Here is a 20,265-nt window from a genome sequence, read left to right on the forward strand (position 1 = left end):
AGGTTTCGTGGGCGCCGCACCGCGCCCGCGACCGGCCGCGCCCGTACGCTCCGGGCCGGCCTCGTCGGCGTGCGCCAGGTCGACCGCGCCGGCCACCGGTCCCACTGAGCTGAGCGCGCGGCGCTGACCGGCCCCCGACGTCCGCGTCGGCGAGCTCGGCCGCGCCGTCGTACCGGCTGACGCCGCACCCACCCGCTTCGTCCAGGTCGCCCCCGTGGCGGTCAGGGCGTCACTCTCCGGAGCCTGCCGTGCGCATCCTGCTGCTCTCCACCGCCGACACCGACCTGCTGGCCGCCCGCGCCAGCGGCGCCGACTACCGGCTCGCCAACCCCACGCGGGTCGCCGCCGACGAGGTGCCCGCCCTGCTCGACGGGGTCGCCCTCGTCGTCGTACGCCTGCTCGGCGGTCGACAGGCGTGGCCGGACGGCCTCGCCGCGGTGCTCGCCACCGGTGTGCCGACTGTCGTGCTCGGCGGCGAGGCGCTGCCCGACGCGGAGCTGATGGCCATCTCCACGGTGCCGTCCGGGGTCGTCACCCAGGCCCTGGCGTACCTGGTCGAGGGTGGGCCGGACAACCTCGGACAGTTGGCCCGGTTCCTCTCCGACACGGTGCTGCTCACCGGCGAGGGGTTCGCCCCGCCCGCACCGACTCCGGCGTACGGCGTGCACCGCGAGTACCCCACCAATCCGGAACAGCCCACCGTGGGGATCGTCTTCTACCGGGCACACGCGCTCGCCGGCAACACCGACTTCGTCGACGTGCTCGCGGACGCGGTCCACAAAGCCGGCGGCAACCCGCTGCCGATCTTCTGCGGCTCGCTGCGCGGGCTGACCGCGAGCGCGGGCCCGCTCGGGCTCTTCACCCGCTGCGACGCGCTGCTGGTCACCGTGCTCGCGGCCGGCGGAGCGGTCGCCGCGGACGCCTCCGGGGGCGGCGACGAGGACGCCTGGGACGTCGGCGCACTGGCCGCCCTGGAGGTGCCGATCATCCAGGCGCTCTGCCTGACCAGCACCCGTGAGCAGTGGGCCGGCAGCGACGCCGGACTGTCCCCGTTGGACGCGGCGATGCAGGTGGCCATCCCCGAGTTCGACGGCCGGATCATCACCGTGCCGTTTTCGTTCAAGCAGATCGACCCGGACGGCCTCTCGGTCTACGCCGCCGATCCCGAGCGGGCCGCCCGGGTCGCCGGCATCGCGGTGCGCCACGCCCGGCTGCGGTACCTGCCGAACCCCGACAAGCGGGTCGCCGTGGTGCTCAGTTCGTACCCCACCAAGCACTCCCGGGTCGGCAACGCCGTCGGGCTGGACACCCCGGTCTCGGCGGTCCGGTTGTTCGCCGCGCTGGCCGAGGACGGCTATGACCTGGGCGACGCGCCGCCGCCCGCCGACGGGGACGCGCTGATCCACGCGCTGATCGCCGCCGGGGGTCACGACGTGGAATGGCTCACCCCGGAACAGTTGGCCGGCGCCGAGGCCCGGATTCCGGGGCACACCTACCGGCGCTGGTTCGACCAGGTCCCGGCCGAGCTGCGCGAGCGGATGCGGGAGCACTGGGGTGAGCCGCCCGGCCAGCTCTACACCGAGGGCGGCGACATCGTGCTCGCCGGGCTGCGCTTCGGCAACGTGGTGCTGCTGATCCAGCCGCCCCGCGGCTTCGGGGAGAACCCGATCGCCATCTACCACGACCCGGACCTGCCGCCGAGCCACCACTACCTGGCCGCGTACCGCTGGCTGGCCGCGCCGGTCGCCGACGGCGGCTTCGGCGCGGACGCCGTGGTGCACCTGGGCAAACACGGCACCCTCGAATGGCTGCCCGGCAAGGGCCTCGGCCTGGCCGCCGACTGCGCGCCCGACGCGGTCCTCGGTGACCTGCCGCTGGTCTACCCGTTCATCGTCAACGACCCGGGCGAGGGCACCCAGGCCAAGCGTCGGGCGCACGCCGTGGTGATCGACCACCTGGTGCCGCCGATGGCCCGCGCCGAAACCTACGGCGACCTGGCCAAACTGGAGCAACTGCTCGACGAGTACGCCACAGTGCAGGCCCTCGACCCGGCGAAGGTGCCCACCGTGCGGGCGCAGATCTGGGACCTGGTGCGCGCCGCCGAACTGCACCACGACCTGCACGCCGAGGCGTTGCCCGACGCGGACGACTTCGACAACTTCGTGCTGCACCTCGACGGGTACCTCTGCGAGGTCAAGGACGTGCAGATCCGCGACGGGCTGCACATCCTCGCCGACGCGCCCACCGGTGAACCGCGGGTCAACCTGGTCCTCGCGGTGCTGCGCGCACCCCAGATCTGGGGCGGCGCCCGCGCCCTGCCCGGCCTGCGGCAGGCGCTCGCCGTCGCGTACTCCCTCGACGAGCAGGCGCTGCTCGCGGCACCGGGGACCCGACTGACGGTGCCCACGGCGCTCACCGACGTGGTGGACGGGCCGGCCGGCACCGCCGCCGACGCGATCGACCTGATCGAGGCGCTCGCCCGGCGGCTGGTCGTCGGCATGGAGACCCTGGACTGGGCAGTGGACGCGGTCGACGCCGTGGTCGTCGAGGTGACCGGCGAGCTGATCCCGGACGTCGCCGCCGTGCTGCACTTCGCCGCCACCGAGCTGGTGCCCCGGCTGGACCGCACCACCGACGAGCTGACCAACACCCTCGGCGCGCTCGACGGACGGTTCGTGCCGCCCGGCCCGTCCGGCTCACCCACCAGGGGCCTGGTCAACGTGCTGCCCACCGGCCGCAACTTCTACTCCGTCGACCCGAAGGCCATTCCCAGCCGCAACGCCTGGGACGTCGGGGTGGCCCTCGCGGACTCGCTGCTGGCCCGGCACCTCGCCGACACCGGGGCGTACCCCCGCTCGGTGGGGTTGACCGTGTGGGGCACCAGCGCGATGCGCACCCAGGGCGACGACATCGCCGAGGTGCTCGCGCTGCTGGGTTGCCGGCCGGTGTGGGACGACCGGTCCCGGCGGGTCACCGGCATCGAGGTGGTGTCGACGGCCGAGCTGGGCCGGCCGCGCGTCGACGTGACAGTGCGGATCTCCGGGTTCTTCCGGGACGCGTTTCCGCACGTGGTGGCTCTGCTCGACGACGCCGTGCGGCGGGTCGCCGCCCTGGACGAGCCGGACGAGGAGAACTACCTGCGCGCGCACGTCGCCGCCGACCTCGCCGAGCACGGCGACGAGCGGCGGGCCACCGCCCGGATCTTCGGCTCGAAGCCCGGGGCGTACGGCGCGGGCCTGCTGCCCCTGATCGATGCCCGGACCTGGCGCAGCGACGCCGACCTGGCCGAGGTGTACGCGGTGTGGGGCGGCTACGCCTACGGCCAGGGCCTGGACGGGCGGGAGGCGCGCGCCGACATGGAACGCTCCTTCGCCCGGATCGCGGTGGCGGTGAAGAACCAGGACACCCGCGAGCACGACATCGTGGACTCCGACGACTACTTCCAGTACCACGGCGGGATGGTGGCGATGGTCCGCCACCTCACCGGCACGGCACCGCAGGCGTACGTGGGTGACTCGGCGATGCCGCACGACGTGCGCACCCGCACCCTGGGCGAGGAGACCCGGCGGGTGTTCCGGGCCCGGGTGGTCAACCCGAAGTGGATCGCCGCGATGCGCCGGCACGGCTACAAGGGCGCGTTCGAACTGGCCGCCACCGTGGACTACCTGTTCGGCTACGACGCCACCGCCGGGGTGGTCGACGACTGGATGTACGAGCACCTGGCCGCCGCGTACCTCTTCGACGACACCACCCGGGAGTTCCTGGAGCAGTCCAACCCGTGGGCGCTGCGCGGCATCACCGAACGCCTGTTGGAGGCCGCCGACCGAGGGCTGTGGGCCAAACCCGAGCCGGCCACCCTGGACCGGCTGCGCGACACGTACCTGGCCAGCGAGGGCGACCTGGAGGACCGGCAATGACGATCTATCCGTTCAGTGCGGTGCTCGGCATGGCCGACATGCGGCTGGCGTTGCTGCTCAACGCGGTCTCCCCGGCGATCGGCGGGGTGCTGGTCCGGGGCGAGAAGGGCACCGCGAAGTCCACAGCGGTGCGGGCCCTCGCCGCGCTGCTGCCCCCGGTGCGCCGGGTGGCCGGCTGCCGCTTCGGCTGTGACCCGGCCGAGCCGGACCCGGCCTGCCCGGACGGGCCACATCCGGGCGACGCCGCCGCCGAGACCCGCCCGGCCCGCCTCGTCGAGTTGCCGGTGGGTGCCGCCGAGGACCGGGTGGTCGGCTCACTTGACCTGGAGAAGGCCCTCGGCGAGGGGGTGCGCGCCTTCGAGCCGGGTCTGCTCGCCGCCGCGCACCGCGGGGTGCTCTACGTCGACGAGGTCAACCTGCTGCACGACCACCTCGTCGACCTGCTGCTGGACGCGGCGGCGATGGGTCGTAGCCACGTCGAACGGGAGGGTGTCTCGGTCAGTCACGCGGCCCGGTTCCTGCTTGTCGGCACCATGAACCCGGAGGAGGGGGAGCTGCGTCCGCAGTTGCTCGACCGGTTCGGGCTCACCGTCGAGGTGGGCGCCAGCCGGGATCCGGAGGTGCGGGTCGAGGTGGTCCGCCGTCGGCTCGCCGCCGACGCCGACCCGGCCGGGTTCGCCGCCCGGTGGGCCGACGCCGACGCGGAGATCGCCGGCCAGGTGGCCGCCGCACGTCGCCGGCTTCGCGGGGTACGCCTGCCGGACGCCGCGCTGCGGCAGATCGCCGAGGTGTGCGCCGCGTTCGACGTGGACGGGATGCGCGCCGACATCGTCACCGCCCGTACCGCCCTCGCCCACGCCGCCTGGCACGGCCGGGACCGGGTCGGTGTCGACGACGTCCGGGTGGCCGCCCGGCTGGCGCTGCCGCACCGCCGCCGCCGCGACCCGTTCGACACCCCCGGGCTGGACGAGAAGCGCCTGGACGAGGCGTTGCAGCGCGCCCAGGACGCCCACCCCGACGATCCGGACGACAACGGCCCCGACGACCGCGGTCCGGACGGTGGTGGCCCGGCCGGAGGCGGTGGCCCGAACGGGGGCGGTCCGAACGGTGGCGGCCCAGCCGTTGGCGGCCCGCAGGGTGGTGACGGCGGGGGCGATGGCGCCGACCAGGGCGAACCCGGGTCGGCCGGGCGCTCGCCGGCACGTGATGGCGCTGGCCCGGACGGGCGCGCCGACGGGTCGGACGGTGCCGACGGCGGGCCGCAGCGCTCGGCGGACGACGGGGGCACCGATGGCGGGCCGCAGCGCTCGGCGGACGACCGGGGCGACGACGGCTGGCCGCGGCGCGAGACGGGCGAGCGGGGCGACGACGGCTGGTCGCAGCGCTCGGCGGATGACCGGGGCGGTGCGAACGCGCGCCCGCACGGTGGCCGGGAATCGGCGGTCGGTGACGACGATCCGACCCGGAGCGGCGGGAAGTCTCAGCCGGTGGCCGTACCCCGGGGTGGGTTGCGGGCGCGGGTGCTCACCGCGCCCGGCGTCGGTGACGGGGTGCCCGGCCGGCGTTCCCGGGCCCGCACCGGGCGGGGGCGTACCACCGGGGCGCGGGTGCCGACGGGCCGGGTCGCGGCGCTGCACCTGCCGGCGACCGTCCGGGCCGCCGCGCCACACCAGGCATCCCGGGGACGGCTGACCGGCCCGCTGCGACTGCGCCCGGACGACGTGCGGGAGGCGGTCCGGGAGGGGCGCGAGGGCAACCTCGTGCTGTTCGTGGTGGACGCCAGCGGCTCGATGGGTGCCCGGCAGCGGATGAGCGCCGTCAAGGACGCGGTGCTCGCCCTGCTCACCGACGCGTACCAGCGGCGGGACAAGGTCGCGGTGATCGCCTTTCGGGGGGCTGGCGCTCGGACGCTGCTGCCGGCCACCTCGTCGGTGCTGGCCGCCTCGACCCGGCTGGCCGAGTTGCCCACCGGTGGGCGTACGCCGCTGGCCGAGGGGCTGCTCGCCGCCGCCGACCTGTTGCGGGTGGAGCGCCTGCGCGACCCGAAGCGCCGCCCGCTGGTCCTCATCGTCACCGACGGCCGAGCCACCGCCGGCACCCGCCCACTGGACCGCGCGGCAGTAGCCGCGAAGGCCCTGGCGGCGACCGGCGCCCCCTGCGTGGTAGTCGACTGTGAGTCCGGCCCGGTCCGCCTGCACCTGGCCAGCCGCCTGGCAACCCAGCTGCGAGCCCCCCGTCACCAACTAGCCGACCTGACCCACGCCCCCACCCCCGCCCCCGGAGATCTTGGAAGGAAACGGCCCCCGGAAGGGCGCTTTCCTTCCAAGATCTCGGCCGGCCCCGCCAGCTCGCCCGACAGGAGCGTCGCCTGATGCCGCAGGGACAACCGAGTCACGTGCCCGCCGACGGGTTGACGACCCGGCAGCGGCGGCACCGGCCACTCACGATCGTCCACACCGGACAGATGAAGGGCAAGTCGACAGCCGCCTTCGGGCTGGCCCTGCGGGCCTGGACGGCCGGCCTGCCGATCGGTGTGTTCCAGTTCGTCAAGAGCGCCAAGTGGCGGGTGGGCGAGGAGAACGCCTTCCGGGCGCTCGGCGAGGTGCACGAGCGCACCGGCCAGGGCGCGCCGGTGGCCTGGCACAAGATGGGCGAGGGTTGGTCCTGGATCCAGCGCGGCGGCGAGGCCGACCACGCCGCCGACGCCCTGGAGGGCTGGCGGCAGATCCAGCGTGACCTGGCCGCCGAGCGCTACGGGCTGTACGTGCTTGACGAGTTCACCTACCCGATGAAGTGGGGCTGGGTGGACGTCGACGAGGTGGTCGCCACCCTGGCCGACCGGCCCGGCTTCCAACACGTGGTCATCACCGGCCGGGACGCCGACCCGCGGCTGGTCGCCGCCGCCGACCTGGTGGCCGAGCTGACCAAGGTCAAGCACCCGATGGACGCCGGCCAGAAGGGCCAGAAGGGCATCGAGTGGTGAGCACAACCACCGACCCGTGGCCGCTGCCCCGGGTCGTCGTCGCCGCGCCGGCCAGCGGCCACGGCAAGACGACAGTCGCCACCGGGCTGCTCGCCGCGCTGCGCCGTCGCGGCCTGACGGTCAGCCCGCACAAGGTCGGCCCCGACTACATCGACCCCGGCTACCACGCCCTCGCGGCCGGGCGACCCGGGCGCAACCTCGACCCCTTCCTGGTCGGGGCCGAACGGATCGCCCCGCTGCTGCGACACGGCGCGAGCGTCCCGACACCCGCCGACATCGCGGTCGTGGAGGGCGTCATGGGTCTGCACGACGGGGCGGTCGGCCGCCGCGACTACGCCTCCACCGCGCACGTCGCCCGGCTGATCGAGGCACCCGTGCTGCTGGTACTGGACACCACCGCCCAGGGCCGGTCGGCCGCCGCGCTCACCCTCGGCATGGCCGCGTTCGACCCGGCGGTACGGATCGGCGGGGTGATCCTCAACCGGGTGGGCTCGTCCCGGCACGAGACGCTGCTGCGCGACGCCCTCGCCGAGGTGGGCGTACCGGTGCTCGGTGCGGTGACCCGCGCCGCCGAGGTGGCGGCGCCGGCCCGGCACCTCGGGTTGGTGCCGGTCGCCGAGCGGGCACCCGAATCCGTCGCGATCGTCACCGCGCTCGCCGAGCTCGTCGAGGCCACAGTGGACCTCGACGCGGTGCTCGACCTGGCCCGCACCGCCGCACCACTGACCGCCCCGGCGTGGGACCCGGTCACCGCCGTCGGCGGGCCGGCCGACGGCGAGAGGCCACTCGTCGCGCTCGCCGGTGGTCCGGCCTTCACCTTCTCGTACGCGGAGACCGCCGAACTGCTCACCGCGGCCGGCGCGGACGTGGTCACCGTCGACCCGCTGCGTAACCCGACGCTGCCCGCCGGCACCCGCGCGGTGGTGATCGGCGGCGGTTTCCCCGAGGCGTACGCCGAGGCGCTGGCCGGCAACGCCACGCTGCGCGCCGAGCTGGCCGACTTCGACGGGCCGGTCGTGGCCGAGTGCGCCGGGCTGCTCTACCTCGGGCGGTCCCTGGACGGCGTACCGATGTGCGGTCGGCTGGACCTGACCGCCCGGATGACCGGCCGGCTCACCCTCGGCTACCGCGAGGCCGTGGCCGTCACCGACTCCCCGGTGGCCCGTGCCGGCGAGCCGGTACGCGGCCACGAGTTCCACCGCACCGCCACCGACCCGCGCCACGGCGAGGCGTCGGCGTGGCGCTGGGACGACGCGCAGCACGGCTTCGTGAGCGGCCGGGTGCACGCCTCCTACCTGCACACCCACTGGGCCGGTCACCCCGCCGCGGCCCGCCGCCTCGTCGAGGCGTGCCGATGAACGCCGACGCCACGTTGACCGGGGTGGGCGTCGGCCCCGGCGACCCGGAACTGCTCACCGTCAAGGCGGTGCGGGTGCTGCGCGAGGCCGACCTGGTCTTCGTACCCGTGATGGCGGACCGGGTCGGGGCCACCGCGACCGCCGGTGCGACGCCCACGGGTGCGGACGCCGGGCGGGCCGAGGCGACCGTGCGGTCCCACGTGCCGGCGGACCGGCTGCGCCGGCTGCCGTTCGCCCTGGACGACAGGGGTGGGATGACCGCCCGCCGGGCGGCGGCCTGGGACGACGCGGCCCGAGTGGTGGTCGAGGCGATCGACGCGGGCGCACGATCCCTCGCGTTCGCGACGATCGGTGACCCGAACGTCTACTCCACCTTCGGCTACCTGGCGCAGAGCGTCCGGACCCTGCGCCCGGCGGTCCGGGTGGCGACAGTGCCCGGCGTCACCGCCATGCAGGAGCTGGCGGCGCGCAGTGGCACCCCGCTCTGCGAGGGACGCGAACCGCTCACCCTGCTGCCGGCCACCGCCGGCCTGGCGCTGTTCGCCGACGCCCTCGCCGGGCCGGGCACCGTGGTCGCCTACAAGGGCTGGCGGCGGCACCCGGAACTGCTCGCCGAGCTGCGCCGGCAGGGCCGGCTCGCCGACGCGGTGCTCGGGCGCAGCCTGGGGCTGCCCGGTGAACGCATCGGCCCGGTCGACGACACCGAGCACGACCTGCCGTACCTGTCGACGCTGCTGGTCCCGGCCCGCCGCGAGCACCGAGGAGGAAAACTGTGACCAGCGACGGCAAGGTGTGGTTCGTCGGAGCCGGCCCCGGGGCGGCGGACCTGCTGACCCTGCGGGCCGCCCGGGTCATCGCCGAGGCGGACATCGTGATCTGGGCGGCCAGCCTCGTGCACGTCGACGTGCTCGACCACGCCCGGTCCGGCGCGGAGATCGTCGACTCGTCGCAGCTACCCATCGAGGGCGTCCTGCCGCTCTACGAGCGCGCCGCCGAGCAGGGGCTGACCGTCGCCCGGATCCACTCCGGCGACCCGGCGCTGTGGGGCGCGGTGCAGGAGCAACTGGACGTGTGCCGGGCGCTCGGCCTGGCCGTCGAGATCGTGCCCGGGGTCTCCTCGTTCACCGCCGTCGCGGCGATCGTCGGGCGGGAGCTGACAGTGCCTGAGGTGGCCCAGTCGGTGATCCTCACCCGCCTCGAAGGCGGCAAGACCCCGATGCCGCCCGGCGAGCGGGTCCGCGACTTCGCCCGGCACGGCACCACGATGGCGCTGTTCCTCTCCGCCGCCCGTTCCGGGCAGGTGCAGTCCGAGCTGCTGGCCGGCGGCTACCCCGCGGACACCCCGGCCGTGGTCGCGTACCAGGCGACCTGGCCGGACGAGCTGGTGGTGCGCTGCACCGTCGGCACCCTGGAGGCGACGGTCAAGCAGCACAGGCTGTGGAAACACACTCTCTTCCTGGTCGGGCCGGCACTGGCCGCCGAGGGCACCCGCTCGCACCTGTACCACCCCGGGCACTTCCACACCTTCCGCAAGGCGGAGCCGGCCGCCCGCGCCGAGCTGCGCCGCCAGGCCGGCGCCCGCACCGGGGGGACAGCCACACCGGGGCACACACCATGACGTACGCCGAGCCGCCGCTGCGCGAGCCGGACCTGCCGCGTACCGCGAAGGTTCGGCCCACCGCGCTGCGCACCGGCTGGACCACCGGCGCGTGCGCGACGGCGGCGGCCAAGGCGGCGGTCACCGCGCTGGTCACCGGAGAGGTTCAGCCGGACGTGGAGATCGGTCTGCCCGCCGGACGCCGGGTGCGCTTCCCGGTGGAGCGCTGCGAGCTGACCGGCACCCCACCGGTCCGCGCCGAGGCGGTGGTGGTCAAGGACGCCGGGGACGACCCGGACGTCACCCACGGCGCCGAGCTGACCGCCACCGTGGACTGGACCGACACCCCCGGTCTGCGGCTGGCCGGCGGTGCCGGCGTGGGCACTGTCACCAAACCCGGCCTCGGGCTCGCCGTCGGTGGTCCGGCGATCAACGACACCCCCCGCCGGATGATCGGCGAGGCGGTGGCCGAGGTCGTCGACCTCAGCGAGGTAGGCGTCCGGGTGGTGATCAGCGTGCCCCGGGGCGAGATCATGGCCCGCAAGACCACCAACCGGCGGCTCGGCATCCTCGGCGGCATCTCGATCCTCGGCACCACCGGGATCGTCCGTCCCTTCTCCACCGCCTCCTGGCGGGCCAGCGTCGTGCAGGCAGTGCACGTGATGGCCGCCCAGGGCGAGCCGACAGTGGTGCTGTGCACCGGCGGGCGGACCGAGCGGGCCGCCCGCGCGCTCCTGCCCGACCTGCCCGAGGTGTGCTTCGTCGAGGTCGGCGACTTCACCGGGGCCGCCGTCACCGCCGCCGTGGGCGACGCGATGACCGGGGTGGTCTTCGTCGGCATGGCCGGCAAGCTCGCCAAGCTGGCCGCCGGCATCCTGATGACCCACTACACCCGCTCGAAGGTGGACCTGTCCCTGCTCGGCGCGGTGACCGCCGACGCCGGTGGTGATCCGGCGCTGGTCGCCGCGGTGACCGAGGCGAACACCGGGCGGCACGCGTACGAGCTGTGGGAGGCCGCCGGGCTGCTCGGCCCGGCCGGCGACCTGCTCTGCCAGCGGGTCCGCCAGGTGCTGCGGCGCTTCGCCGGGCCGACGGTCACCGTGGACGTGGCGATGGTCGACTTCGCCGGCGCACGCGTCGTCGCCTCGTCCGGCCGGTGGCCCCGATGACGCTCATCGCGTCGGTGACGCCGACGACCGCCGTGACAGTGGTCGGCCTGGACGCCGCCGGCGCACCACCGCACCCCGCGCTCGCGCCCGTGCTGGCCGCCGCCGGGCTGGTCGTCGGGGCCGCCCGGCACCTGGCCGTGGTGCCCGTACCGGCCGGCGCGGACACCATCGCCCTCGGGCCGCTCGCCCCCGCCCTGCACCGGCTGACCGAGGCCGTCGCCGCCGGGGTGCCGGCCGTGGTGCTGGCCAGCGGGGACCCCGGCCTGTTCGGCATCGTCCGGCGGCTGCGCGCGGCCGGGCTGCCGCTGCGGGTGGTGCCGGCGGTGTCGAGTGTGGCCGCCGCGTTCGCCCGCGCCGGCCTGCCCTGGGACGGCGCCGCCGTGGTCACCGCGCACGGCCGCGACCCGCGCCCGGCAGTGAACGCCTGCCGGGCGCTGCCGCTTGTCGCGGTGCTCACCGCGCCCGGCGCCGGTGCCGCCGAGCTGGGCGAGGGCCTGGTCGGCTGGTCCCGCCGCCTGCTTGTCGCCGAGCACCTGGGCACCGACGCCGAACGGATCCGCGCGGTGACTCCCGAGCAGGCCGCCGCCGAGACCTGGGCCGACCCGCACGTCCTGCTCAGCCTCGCCGACGCCGCGCCCGCCGACGCCGCGCCCGCCGACGCTGCGCCCGATCGGGGCGTGGGCGGCGGCATGCGCGCCGACAACCAGCCCGCCGCCGCGCCGGCCGGCGGCTGGGCGTTGCCGGAGAACCGGTACATCCACCGCGACTCCATGATCACGAAGTCCGAGGTGCGCGCCCTCGTCGTCGCCCGGCTACGCCCCCGACTGGGCCGGCTGATCTGGGACATCGGGGCGGGCAGCGGCTCGGTCGGCATCGAGTGCGCGCTGCTCGGCGCGGCCGTGCTCGCCGTCGAACAGGACCCCGGGGCGGGCGCCACCGTCCGGGCCAACGCCGACGCGCACGCCGTGCACGTCCGGCTGGTCACCGGACGTGCCCCGGCGGCGCTTGCCGGTCTGCCCGAGCCGGACGCGGTCTTCGTCGGCGGCGGCGGGGTCGACGTCCTCGCCGCCGTGGTGGCCCGCCGGCCCGAGCGGGTGGTGCTCACCCTGGCCGCGCTGGACCGGGTCGCGCCGGCCGTGAACCTGCTGCGCGCCGCCGGCTACACGGTCGAGGGCAGTCAGCTCTCCGCCGCCCGCCTCGCCGACCTGCCCGGTGGGTCGATCCGCCTCGCGGCCACCAACCCGGTGGTCGTCCTCACCGGGGAGCGCCAGTGAACCACCAGAACCCGCCCGCTCGCATCGGGCTGGTGGCGGCCACCGCCGCCGGCCGCCGACACGCGCACACAGTCGTCGCCGCCTGGCCGCACGCGCGGCTGGTGGAGGGGGAGACCGTCGCCGACGCGCTGCGGACCGCCTGGGCGCAGTGCGACGCGGTGGTCGCGTTCCTGGCCGCCGGGGCCGTGGTGCGGATCCTCGCACCGCTGCTCGCCGACAAGCGCAGCGACCCGGCCGTGGTGGTCGTCGACGAGGCGGCCCGGCACGCCGTGGCGCTGCTCGGCGGTCACGCCGGCGGCGGCAACGACCTCGCCGAGCAGGTCGGCGCACTGCTTGACGCCCGGCCGGTGATCACCACGGCCACCGACACGGTCGGCCTGCCGGGCCTGGACACCCTCGGCTGGCCCGTGCAGGGCGCGGTCGCCGCGGTGTCCCGGGCCATCCTGGACGGTGAGCCGGTCGAGCTGATCGCCGACGCCAACTGGCCGCTGCCCGCCCTGCCCCCGAACGTCCACCCACAGCCCACCGCCACGCGGATCGGGGCGGACAGCGCCGACACCCGGACCGTCGGCACCGGCGACGCGGTGGGCGCCGGGTACCGGCTGTTGGTCACCGACCGGGTGGTGCCGCTGGACGGGCGGACCGCCGTGCTGCGACCACCGTCGCTTGTCGCGGGGGTCGGCGCGAGTCGGGGCGTACAGGCCGCCGAGGTGGCGGAGCTGCTGCACCGGGTGCTGGCCGAGGCCGGCCTCGACCCGGCGAGCCTGCGCTGCCTGGCCAGCGCCGACGTGAAAGCCGACGAGGCGGGCATCCTGAGCACCGCCGACGCGCTCGGCGTACCCCTGGTGACCTGGCCGGCGACGCGGCTGGCGGCGGTCGACGTGCCGCATCCCAGCGAGGTGGTCCGCGCGGCGGTCGGCACGCCGAGCGTCGCCGAGGCGGCGGCGCTGCTCGGCCCGGCGGGCCGCCCGGGCGACGCCACGCTGCTGGTGGGCAAGACCGCGACGGCGATGGCCACGGTGGCGGTGGCCCGGCACGCGCCGCGCGGCCGGCTCGCCGTGGTCGGGCTCGGACCGGGCGCCGCCGATCTGCGCACCCCCCGCGCGGTGGCCGAGCTGCGTCGCGCGGCAGTGGTGGTCGGCCTGGACCAGTACCTCGACCAGGTCCGCGACGTGCTCCGGCCGGGCACCCGGGTGCTCTCCAGCGGGCTCGGCGCGGAGGAGGCGCGGGCCCGCGCCGCCGTCGCCGAGGCCGTCTCCGGCCGGGCGGTCGCGCTGATCGGTTCCGGTGACGCCGGGGTGTACGCGATGGCCAGCCCCGCCCTGGAGTACGCCGACGAGCGTATCGACGTGGTGGGTGTGCCCGGGGTGACCGCCGCGCTCGCCGCCGGCGCGCTGCTCGGCGCACCGCTCGGCCACGACCACGCGTATGTGAGCCTGTCCGATCTGCACACCCCGTGGGAGGTCATCGAGCGGCGGGTGACGGCGGCCGCCGCTGGTGACTTCGTGACGCTGTTCTACAACCCGCGCAGCCGGGCCCGTGACTGGCAGCTCGGCAAGGCGCTCGGCATCCTCGCCGCGCACCGGCCGCCGGACACCCCGGTGGGTGTGGTGCGCAACGCCAGCCGCCCCGGCGAGCGGGTGCACCTGGCGACCCTGTCCACCCTCGACCCGGCAGTGGTCGACATGTACAGCGTGGTGGTGGTCGGCAGCAGCGACACGAGGCTGGTCGCCGGTCGGATGGTCACGCCCCGGGGGTACCGGTGGCGCTCGTGACGATCGGCGCCTGCCAGGGCTGCGGCGCCTGCCTGCTCACCTGCCCCACGCACGCGATCCGGCCGGTCCCCGGTGGTCTGACGGTCCGCGCCGACCGCTGCACCGGCTGCCTGGAGTGCCTGGAGATCTGCCCGGTCGACGCCATCCGCGTCGCCGACGACACCGACCCCTGCGAAGGAGCCCGATGAGCCGGGTGGTGCATCCGATCGAGGTCGAGTCCTACCGCATCCTGCGCGAGCGGGTCGACCTGTCGCACCTGCCGCCGCTGAGCCGCGCGGTGACCGAGCGGGTGGTGCACGCCAGCGCCGACCTCGCGTACGTCGACGAGCTGGTCTGCGACGAGGCCGCCCTGGAGTCCGGGCTGGCCGCGTTGCGCGCCGAGACTCCCGTGGTCACCGACGTGGCGATGGTCGCCGCCGGCATCACCCGCGCCGGCCTGGAGCTGGTCTGCCCGGTCGCCGAGCCGGCCGCCGCCGAGCTGGGGCGCTCGGCCGGGATCACCCGCTCCGCGGCGGCTGTGCGGATCGCGCTGGAGCGGGTCGGTCCGGGCGCGGTCTGGGTGGTCGGCTGCGCGCCGACCGCGCTTGTCGAACTCCTCACAGTGGACGCCGCACCGGCCCTGGTCGTCGGCCTGCCGGTCGGCTTCGTGGGGGCCGCCGAGTCGAAGGCGGCGCTGCGGGCCAGCGGCCTGCCCGCCGTGTCCAACGTGGGGGAGAAGGGCGGTTCGGCGGTCGCCGCCGCAGCCCTCAACGCCCTGCTCTACATCGAGGAGAAGTCATGACCGGGTTGGTCATCGTCGGGCACGGTACGCGCAGCGCGGCCGGGGTCGACCAGTTCGCCGCCCTCGTCGAGCGGGTCCGCCGTCGCGGGGACGTCGGGGACGTCGAGGGTGGCTTCATCGAGCTGTCCCGACCGCCGCTGACCGACGCGGTCGGCGCGCTCGTCGCGCGGGGGCACCGGGCGTTGGTGGCGCTGCCGTTGGTGCTCACCGCCGCCGGGCACGGCAAGGGCGACATTCCCGCCGCGATGGCCCGCGAGCAGGAGCGACACCCCGGGCTCACCTACCGCTACGGTCGTCCGCTCGGCCCGCACCCGCTGGTGCACGATGCCCTCGAACAGCGCATCGACGCGGCGCTTGCCGCTCCGGACCGGGCCGACGCCCCGCTGACCGGTGCCGACCGGGCCGGCACGTGGGTCGCGTTGATCGGGCGGGGCTCCACCGACCCGGACGCCAACGCGGAGGTCGCCAAGGTGGCCCGGCTGCTCTGGGAGGGGCGCGGCTACGCCGGAGTCGAGCCGGGCTTCGTCAGCCTCGCCCAGCCGTCGGTGCCGGCGGTCCTGGAGCGACTGCGTCGCCTCGGCGCCCGGCGGATCGTCGTGGCGCCGTACTTCCTGTTCGCCGGGGTGCTGCCGGACCGGATCGTCGCCCAGTCGGCGGAGTTCGCCGCCGCCCACCCCGACCTCGACATGCGGGTGGCCGAGGTGATCGGCGACTGCGACGCCCTCGCCGACCTGGTCCGGGAACGCCACGCCGAGGCGCTGGGCGGCGACATCCGGATGAACTGCGACACCTGCGCGTACCGGGTGCTGATGCCCGGCTTCGCCGACAAGGTGGGTCGCCCGCAACGCCCGCACGACCACCCCGACGACCCGGTCGGCCACCACCACCACCACGGACACGACCACGGCCATCATCACGACCACGGTTCGGTCGCGGTGGTCGGCGGCGGGCCGGGACCCGACGACCTGATCACGGTACGCGGAAAGGCGCTGCTGGAGGCCGCCGACGTGGTGGTGGTCGACCGGTTGGCCCCCCAGGGGCTGCTCGCCGGGCTGCGCCCCGACGTGCTGGTCGTCGACGCCGCCAAGGTGCCCCGTGGCCCGTCGATGGCCCAGGAGGCGATCAACGCGGCCCTGGTCTCGCACGCCCGCGCGGGCCGCCGGGTGGTCCGGCTCAAGGGCGGCGACCCGTACGTCTTCGGACGTGGTCACGAGGAGGTGCTGGCCTGCGCGGCGGCCGGCGTGCCGGTGACAGTGGTCCCCGGGGTGAGCAGCGCCTTCGCCGCACCGGCCCTCGCCGGCGTGCCGGTCACCCACCGGGGCGTGGCGCACGACGTCACAGTCGTGTCCGGACACCTGCCTCCCGGGCACCCCGACTCGCTCGTCGACTGGGTGGCCCTGGCCCGAGCCCGGGGGACGGTCGTGCTGCTGATGGCCGTCGACACCATCGCCAAGATCGCCGCCGTGCTGATCGAGCACGGTCGCGCCCCGCAGACCCCGGTGCTGGCCGTGCAGGATGCCGGGCTGCCCGACCAGCGGTCCGTGCCCGCGCGACTCGACGAGATCGGTGCCCTCGCCGCCCGGGAGGGCGTCGGCCCACCCGCCGTGTTCGTCCTCGGCCCGGTGGTCGATCTCACCACCACCGGGCCGAGGACCTGACGACTACTCGCTGCGGGCGGTCTCCGGCCCGGTGACGCGTTCCAGCAACGGCATCGTGGAGGCGATGACGCCGAGGCAGGCGGCCAACCCGACGACGACGATCACGTAGAAGCGCGGCTCCGGCGCGACGAGCGTGTAGTCCATCTGTGCCCGCAGGAACAGGTGGGCGGCGAGCAGGCCCATCCCGATGGCGATGGCGGCGACGGCGAGCATCGGTACGGCGCTCTCCAACGCGACCACCCGGCGCAGGACCCGCACCGGCGCGCCGCTGAGGCGTAGCAGGCTGAACGGGCGTCGGCGTTCGGTGAGACCGCCGATCACGCTGACCGCGAGACTGCACCCGCCGAGCGCGAGGCTGGCGATGATGATGACGTTCGCCAACTGCTCCCAGCCGCGCAGTGTGTTGGCGAAGTCCGACTCGAAGTCGCCTGGCACGTTCGGCCCCACCCAGAAGGTCGGATAGGCGAGCTCCAGCACGGTGCGGGTGCGCTCGACGGCGGCTGCCGATCCGTCCGTGTCGACGACGATCGACATCACCGGAAGCTGCGGGAGATCGCCGAGTGGGACCGACGCGGCAGGCCAGACCCTGGCGGACGACGCCGACTCCCGGAACGGGATGAGGCCCGTCGCCACCTCTGCGACGGTGGCGCCCTCGGCGCACCGGCCGTACGCGCTGGGGATGTCGGTGCACGCGATCAGGCCGGGCTCAATGGCGCTCATCATGTCCGGGTTTTCGCGCACCGTGGTCGCGGACCGCACGCCGGTGACCGCGCGCAGTTCGGTGAAGAGCGTGTCAGGCGCCGCCGGCGTGTCCTCAGGAAAGTGGATAGACACCTGTCCCGCCTCGGTCGACCCGACCGGGGCCGGGCCGCGATTGGCGATGATCGTGGTGATCACGCCGACGGCCACGCTCGTCACGAAGAGCGCGAGCATGATGCCGCTGATCGCCCGGAATCCGGCCTTCGGGTTGTCGGCGAGGCGTCGCGCGGCGATGAGCGTGGCCGGGCGGCTGGCGTACCGGGCCAGGACCCGGGCGCCGACCATCGTCAGCCACGGGCCGGCGAGAACCAGGCCGGCCATGATGAGCAGCAGGGCGGGCAGGAACACCGCGGTCTGGCCGCCGGACGTCGGAGGCCGGAAGCCGATGGCGAAGAACAGCACCGCGAGGCCGAGCACCATCGGGATCAGCCGGTACGCGCGCGGGGCGCGGGGGGTGACCCGCCGGGTGACGCCCAGCGGCGAGATCCGTACGCGGCGCAGCGAGACCTGGGCGGCCACCGCCGCGCCGGCCGGGACGCCGAGCGCCACGAGGAGGACGTTCAGCAGGCCCAGCGACATGTCGTTGGGGAAGAAGGGCATGCCGGTGAACGGGATGCTCGCGAGCGAGTCACGGAAGGCGTAGAACAGGCCGAAGCCGACGGCGGTTCCGGCGACGGCCGCGGCGGTCGCCTCCACCGCGGCGACGATCGCGATCTGCCGGGGTGTCGCGCCGACCAGCCGCATCGCGGCGAAGCGCTGTTCCCGGCGGGCGGCGCTGAGCCGGGTGGCGGTGCCGATGAAGATCAGCACCGGGAACAGCAGCCCGCCGGCGATCACGCCCAGGATGAGGTCCACAGTGGTCTCGGGGAGGGCGGGGGCGTCGCCGAAGCTGGTGACCTGCCTGGCATGGGGCAGCTTGGCGACGTCGTCGGGAGTGCCGCCCACGATGACGAGCAGAGCGCCCGGTGAGGGGAGCGTGGCCGGGCCGATGGTGCCCTGGGATTGCCCCGGGTAGCGGTCGCCCAGTTCCTCGGCCGGGTGGGCGGCCAACAGGTCGCGCATCGCGGGGGAGGCGTAGAACTCCCCGGGGCCCGGGGTGCTCGGGATGCCGACCGGGGTGGGTGCGTTCGGTCCGGTCGGCGCGACGTCGATCCGGATGATCTGCTTGCCGTGGAAGTAGTCCTCGCGCGTCGACCACCACAGCGGATCGGCGTCGCCGGCCGAGTCCTGCGGATACATCGACGCGTACCGGGTGAGTTGGGCGTTTACGGCGTTGACCCCGGCGAGGGTGGTCAGCAGCAGCCCGCTGCCGATCGCGACGGCGGCGGCGATGACGAGGAGGCGGGTGAGCGCCTCGCGACCGCCGGCCAGGACGAGGCGGAGCCCGAAGCGGATCATGAGGCGATCCGGTCCGGCGCGTTGACGTGCCCGTCGCGGACCATGACCTCACGGTCGGCGTACGCGGCGATCCTGGGCTCGTGGGTGACCAGGATGACAGTGGTGCCCTGCTCGCGGGCGGCACCGACCAGCAGGTCCATGACGTGCTCGCCGGTGAGGGAGTCGAGCGCGCCGGTCGGCTCGTCGGCGAAGAGGACCTGCGGCTCGGCGACCAGGCCCCGGGCGAGGGCGACCCGTTGTGCCTGCCCGCCGGACAGCTCACCCGAACGCCGCTGTTCCAGGCCGTCCAGGCCGAGGCGCGTGAACCAGGCCCTCGCCTTCGGCAGCGCCTGGGACCGGCGTACGCCGGTGAGCAGCAACGGCAGGGCGACGTTCTCCACGGCGGTGAGCTCGGGAACGAGCTGGCCGAACTGGAACACGAAGCCGAACCGGTCGCGGCGCAGGCTGCTGCGCTGGGTCTCGGACATGGCGTCGACCCGGGCCCCGTCGAAGAGGATTTCGCCGGAGTCGGGCACGAGGATGCCGGCCAGGCAGTGCAACAGGGTGGACTTGCCCGAGCCGCTGGGGCCCATGACGGCGAGGATCTCGCCGGCGTCCACGGCGACGCTGGCGCCGCGCAGGGCGGGTGTCTGGCCGAAGGCGAATTCCACGTCCCGTGCTTCGAGCACCACGCTCATGGCCGCACCTCTTTCCGCAGGGCGTCCAGGCGGGCGCCGGTCATCTCGATCCACCGGAGGTCAGCCTCCAGGTGGTAGAGGCCGTGGTCGGCCAGCAACGCGTCGACCAGGCTGCCGGCGCGCTTGATCTCGGTCAGCTCCCGCATCCGGTGCAGGTGCGCGCTGCGCTGGGTGTCGAGGTATTCGGCGGCCGGCCGGTCCAGCATCAGCGCGAGCACGACCTTCGCGAAGAGCACCGTCTGCAGGTGCGGCTCCGGGTCGACGGGCTGGGTCAACCACTGCTCCACCTCGGTCGCGCCCAGGTCGGTGATGACGTAGCGCTTGCGGTCCGGGCCGGAGCCGGGGGCGACGTCGCTGATCACCACCTTGCCGTCGCGGGCCAGGCGGCTGAGGGTCGAGTAGACCTGGCCGAACGGTAGTGGCTTGCCCCGGCCGAAGAAGGCGTCGTAGTCGCGCTTCAGGTCGTAGCCGTGGCTGGGCTCGCGTTCGAGGAGGCCGAGAAGGGTCAGTGGCACGCTCATGGGAGGAGACTACACCGAAGGTATACCTCGCGTATATACCCTCGGTGTGTGCTCGGTGCCGCTGTCTATCGGGTGCCGTTGGCCTTCAGGGCCGTTGGCCGGCGGGGCCGCTGGACGCCGGTGCCGCTGGCCGTCCGTGTCACCGCCCGTCGGTGCCGCTGGCTGTCGGGCCGCTGTCTGCTGCCATGTCATCGCCACTTCGCCGGTCATCGCGCCGGCACGTACGCACCCACCGGCCGCGGCAATCACCTCCCCTGCACGCCCGACGACGCGTTGCGCGCCCCACCAACGCACCCGCATACGCCAACGCCGCTGGCCGGCACCCCGGGTTGCGGCGCCCCGTACGACTTCGTCGGCGCGCACCAGCTGGCGGGCTGACCGGTGGACCTGCTCTGGGC

The 20,265-nt window shown here is 74.9% G+C and carries 15 protein-coding genes; 12 read left to right on the plus strand and 3 right to left on the minus strand.

Annotated features, from left to right (window positions below):
- Nucleotides 1-248: 248 nt before the first annotated feature.
- The 12 genes from cobN to cobA are packed head-to-tail and all read left to right on the plus strand — an operon-like array spanning nt 249 to nt 16,512.
- Nucleotides 249-3,917: a cobaltochelatase subunit CobN gene (gene cobN, locus AB0F61_RS18395; protein ID WP_357810876.1), complete on the plus strand. Its 3,669-nt coding sequence runs from the start codon at nt 249-251 to the stop codon at nt 3,915-3,917.
- Nucleotides 3,914-6,289, plus strand: coding sequence for a VWA domain-containing protein (locus tag AB0F61_RS18400; RefSeq protein WP_357810878.1), 2,376 nt, complete (start codon nt 3,914-3,916; stop codon nt 6,287-6,289). Before cobN ends, AB0F61_RS18400 begins: the two co-directional genes overlap by 4 nt.
- Entirely contained in the window at nt 6,289-6,900 is a 612-nt protein-coding gene (cobO, locus tag AB0F61_RS18405) for a cob(I)yrinic acid a,c-diamide adenosyltransferase (protein ID WP_357810881.1), read from the plus strand. Before AB0F61_RS18400 ends, cobO begins: the two co-directional genes overlap by 1 nt.
- Nucleotides 6,897-8,258, plus strand: coding sequence for a cobyrinate a,c-diamide synthase (locus AB0F61_RS18410; protein ID WP_357810884.1), 1,362 nt, complete (start codon nt 6,897-6,899; stop codon nt 8,256-8,258). Before cobO ends, AB0F61_RS18410 begins: the two co-directional genes overlap by 4 nt.
- Nucleotides 8,255-9,034: a precorrin-2 C(20)-methyltransferase gene (cobI, locus tag AB0F61_RS18415; RefSeq protein WP_357810886.1), complete on the plus strand. Its 780-nt coding sequence runs from the start codon at nt 8,255-8,257 to the stop codon at nt 9,032-9,034. The genes AB0F61_RS18410 and cobI overlap by 4 nt, the downstream gene beginning before the upstream one ends.
- The gene (gene cobM, locus AB0F61_RS18420) at nt 9,031-9,876 is read left to right on the plus strand and encodes a precorrin-4 C(11)-methyltransferase (RefSeq protein WP_357810889.1); all 846 of its coding nucleotides are present in this window, start codon (nt 9,031-9,033) and stop codon (nt 9,874-9,876) included. The genes cobI and cobM overlap by 4 nt, the downstream gene beginning before the upstream one ends.
- Nucleotides 9,873-11,024 (plus strand): cobalt-precorrin-5B (C(1))-methyltransferase, encoded by a 1,152-nt coding sequence (locus tag AB0F61_RS18425; RefSeq protein WP_357810892.1) that lies wholly within the window; start codon nt 9,873-9,875, stop codon nt 11,022-11,024. The genes cobM and AB0F61_RS18425 overlap by 4 nt, the downstream gene beginning before the upstream one ends.
- The gene (gene cbiE, locus AB0F61_RS18430) at nt 11,021-12,298 is read left to right on the plus strand and encodes a precorrin-6y C5,15-methyltransferase (decarboxylating) subunit CbiE (RefSeq protein WP_357810894.1); all 1,278 of its coding nucleotides are present in this window, start codon (nt 11,021-11,023) and stop codon (nt 12,296-12,298) included. Before AB0F61_RS18425 ends, cbiE begins: the two co-directional genes overlap by 4 nt.
- Nucleotides 12,295-14,073, plus strand: coding sequence for a precorrin-3B C(17)-methyltransferase (gene cobJ / locus AB0F61_RS18435; RefSeq protein WP_357810897.1), 1,779 nt, complete (start codon nt 12,295-12,297; stop codon nt 14,071-14,073). Before cbiE ends, cobJ begins: the two co-directional genes overlap by 4 nt.
- Nucleotides 14,061-14,261, plus strand: a complete 201-nt coding sequence (locus tag AB0F61_RS18440) for a 4Fe-4S binding protein (protein WP_357810900.1) — start codon at nt 14,061-14,063, stop codon at nt 14,259-14,261. The genes cobJ and AB0F61_RS18440 overlap by 13 nt, the downstream gene beginning before the upstream one ends.
- A complete protein-coding gene (locus AB0F61_RS18445) occupies nt 14,258-14,854 on the plus strand; it encodes a precorrin-8X methylmutase (RefSeq protein ID WP_357810903.1) in 597 nt (198 codons plus the stop codon). The genes AB0F61_RS18440 and AB0F61_RS18445 overlap by 4 nt, the downstream gene beginning before the upstream one ends.
- Complete coding sequence (gene cobA / locus AB0F61_RS18450; RefSeq protein ID WP_357810906.1) at nt 14,851-16,512, plus strand: uroporphyrinogen-III C-methyltransferase; 1,662 nt, start codon at nt 14,851-14,853, stop codon at nt 16,510-16,512. The genes AB0F61_RS18445 and cobA overlap by 4 nt, the downstream gene beginning before the upstream one ends.
- A 3-nt stretch (nt 16,513-16,515) precedes the next feature.
- On the opposite strand, the gene AB0F61_RS18455 is transcribed toward cobA, so the two are convergent.
- The 3 genes from AB0F61_RS18455 to AB0F61_RS18465 are packed head-to-tail and all read right to left on the minus strand — an operon-like array spanning nt 16,516 to nt 19,867.
- The gene (locus AB0F61_RS18455; RefSeq protein WP_357810908.1) at nt 16,516-18,669 is read right to left on the minus strand and encodes an FtsX-like permease family protein; all 2,154 of its coding nucleotides are present in this window, start codon (nt 18,667-18,669) and stop codon (nt 16,516-16,518) included.
- Nucleotides 18,666-19,346: an ABC transporter ATP-binding protein gene (locus AB0F61_RS18460; protein WP_357810911.1), complete on the minus strand. Its 681-nt coding sequence runs from the start codon at nt 19,344-19,346 to the stop codon at nt 18,666-18,668. Before AB0F61_RS18460 ends, AB0F61_RS18455 begins: the two co-directional genes overlap by 4 nt.
- The gene (locus AB0F61_RS18465) at nt 19,343-19,867 is read right to left on the minus strand and encodes a PadR family transcriptional regulator (protein WP_357810914.1); all 525 of its coding nucleotides are present in this window, start codon (nt 19,865-19,867) and stop codon (nt 19,343-19,345) included. The genes AB0F61_RS18460 and AB0F61_RS18465 overlap by 4 nt, the downstream gene beginning before the upstream one ends.
- Nucleotides 19,868-20,265 lie beyond the last annotated feature (398 nt).

Origin of the sequence: Micromonospora sp. NPDC023888, assembly GCF_040639415.1 — a bacterium.
Classification (GTDB): Bacteria; Actinomycetota; Actinomycetes; order Mycobacteriales; family Micromonosporaceae; genus Micromonospora.

Excerpts from the sequence above, each read along its gene's own strand:
- AB0F61_RS18400 (WP_357810878.1), top strand. The coding sequence starts at position 3,914 with ATGACGATCTATCCGTTCAGTGCGGTGCTCGGCATGGCCGACATGCGG.
- cobO (WP_357810881.1), top strand. The coding sequence starts at position 6,289 with ATGCCGCAGGGACAACCGAGTCACGTGCCCGCCGACGGGTTGACGACC.
- cobI (WP_357810886.1), top strand. The coding sequence starts at position 8,255 with ATGAACGCCGACGCCACGTTGACCGGGGTGGGCGTCGGCCCCGGCGAC.
- AB0F61_RS18425 (WP_357810892.1), top strand. The coding sequence starts at position 9,873 with ATGACGTACGCCGAGCCGCCGCTGCGCGAGCCGGACCTGCCGCGTACC.
- cbiE (WP_357810894.1), top strand. The coding sequence starts at position 11,021 with ATGACGCTCATCGCGTCGGTGACGCCGACGACCGCCGTGACAGTGGTC.
- AB0F61_RS18445 (WP_357810903.1), top strand. The coding sequence starts at position 14,258 with ATGAGCCGGGTGGTGCATCCGATCGAGGTCGAGTCCTACCGCATCCTG.
- cobA (WP_357810906.1), top strand. The coding sequence starts at position 14,851 with ATGACCGGGTTGGTCATCGTCGGGCACGGTACGCGCAGCGCGGCCGGG.
- AB0F61_RS18455 (WP_357810908.1), bottom strand. The coding sequence starts at position 18,669 with ATGATCCGCTTCGGGCTCCGCCTCGTCCTGGCCGGCGGTCGCGAGGCG.
- AB0F61_RS18460 (WP_357810911.1), bottom strand. The coding sequence starts at position 19,346 with ATGAGCGTGGTGCTCGAAGCACGGGACGTGGAATTCGCCTTCGGCCAG.
- AB0F61_RS18465 (WP_357810914.1), bottom strand. The coding sequence starts at position 19,867 with ATGAGCGTGCCACTGACCCTTCTCGGCCTCCTCGAACGCGAGCCCAGC.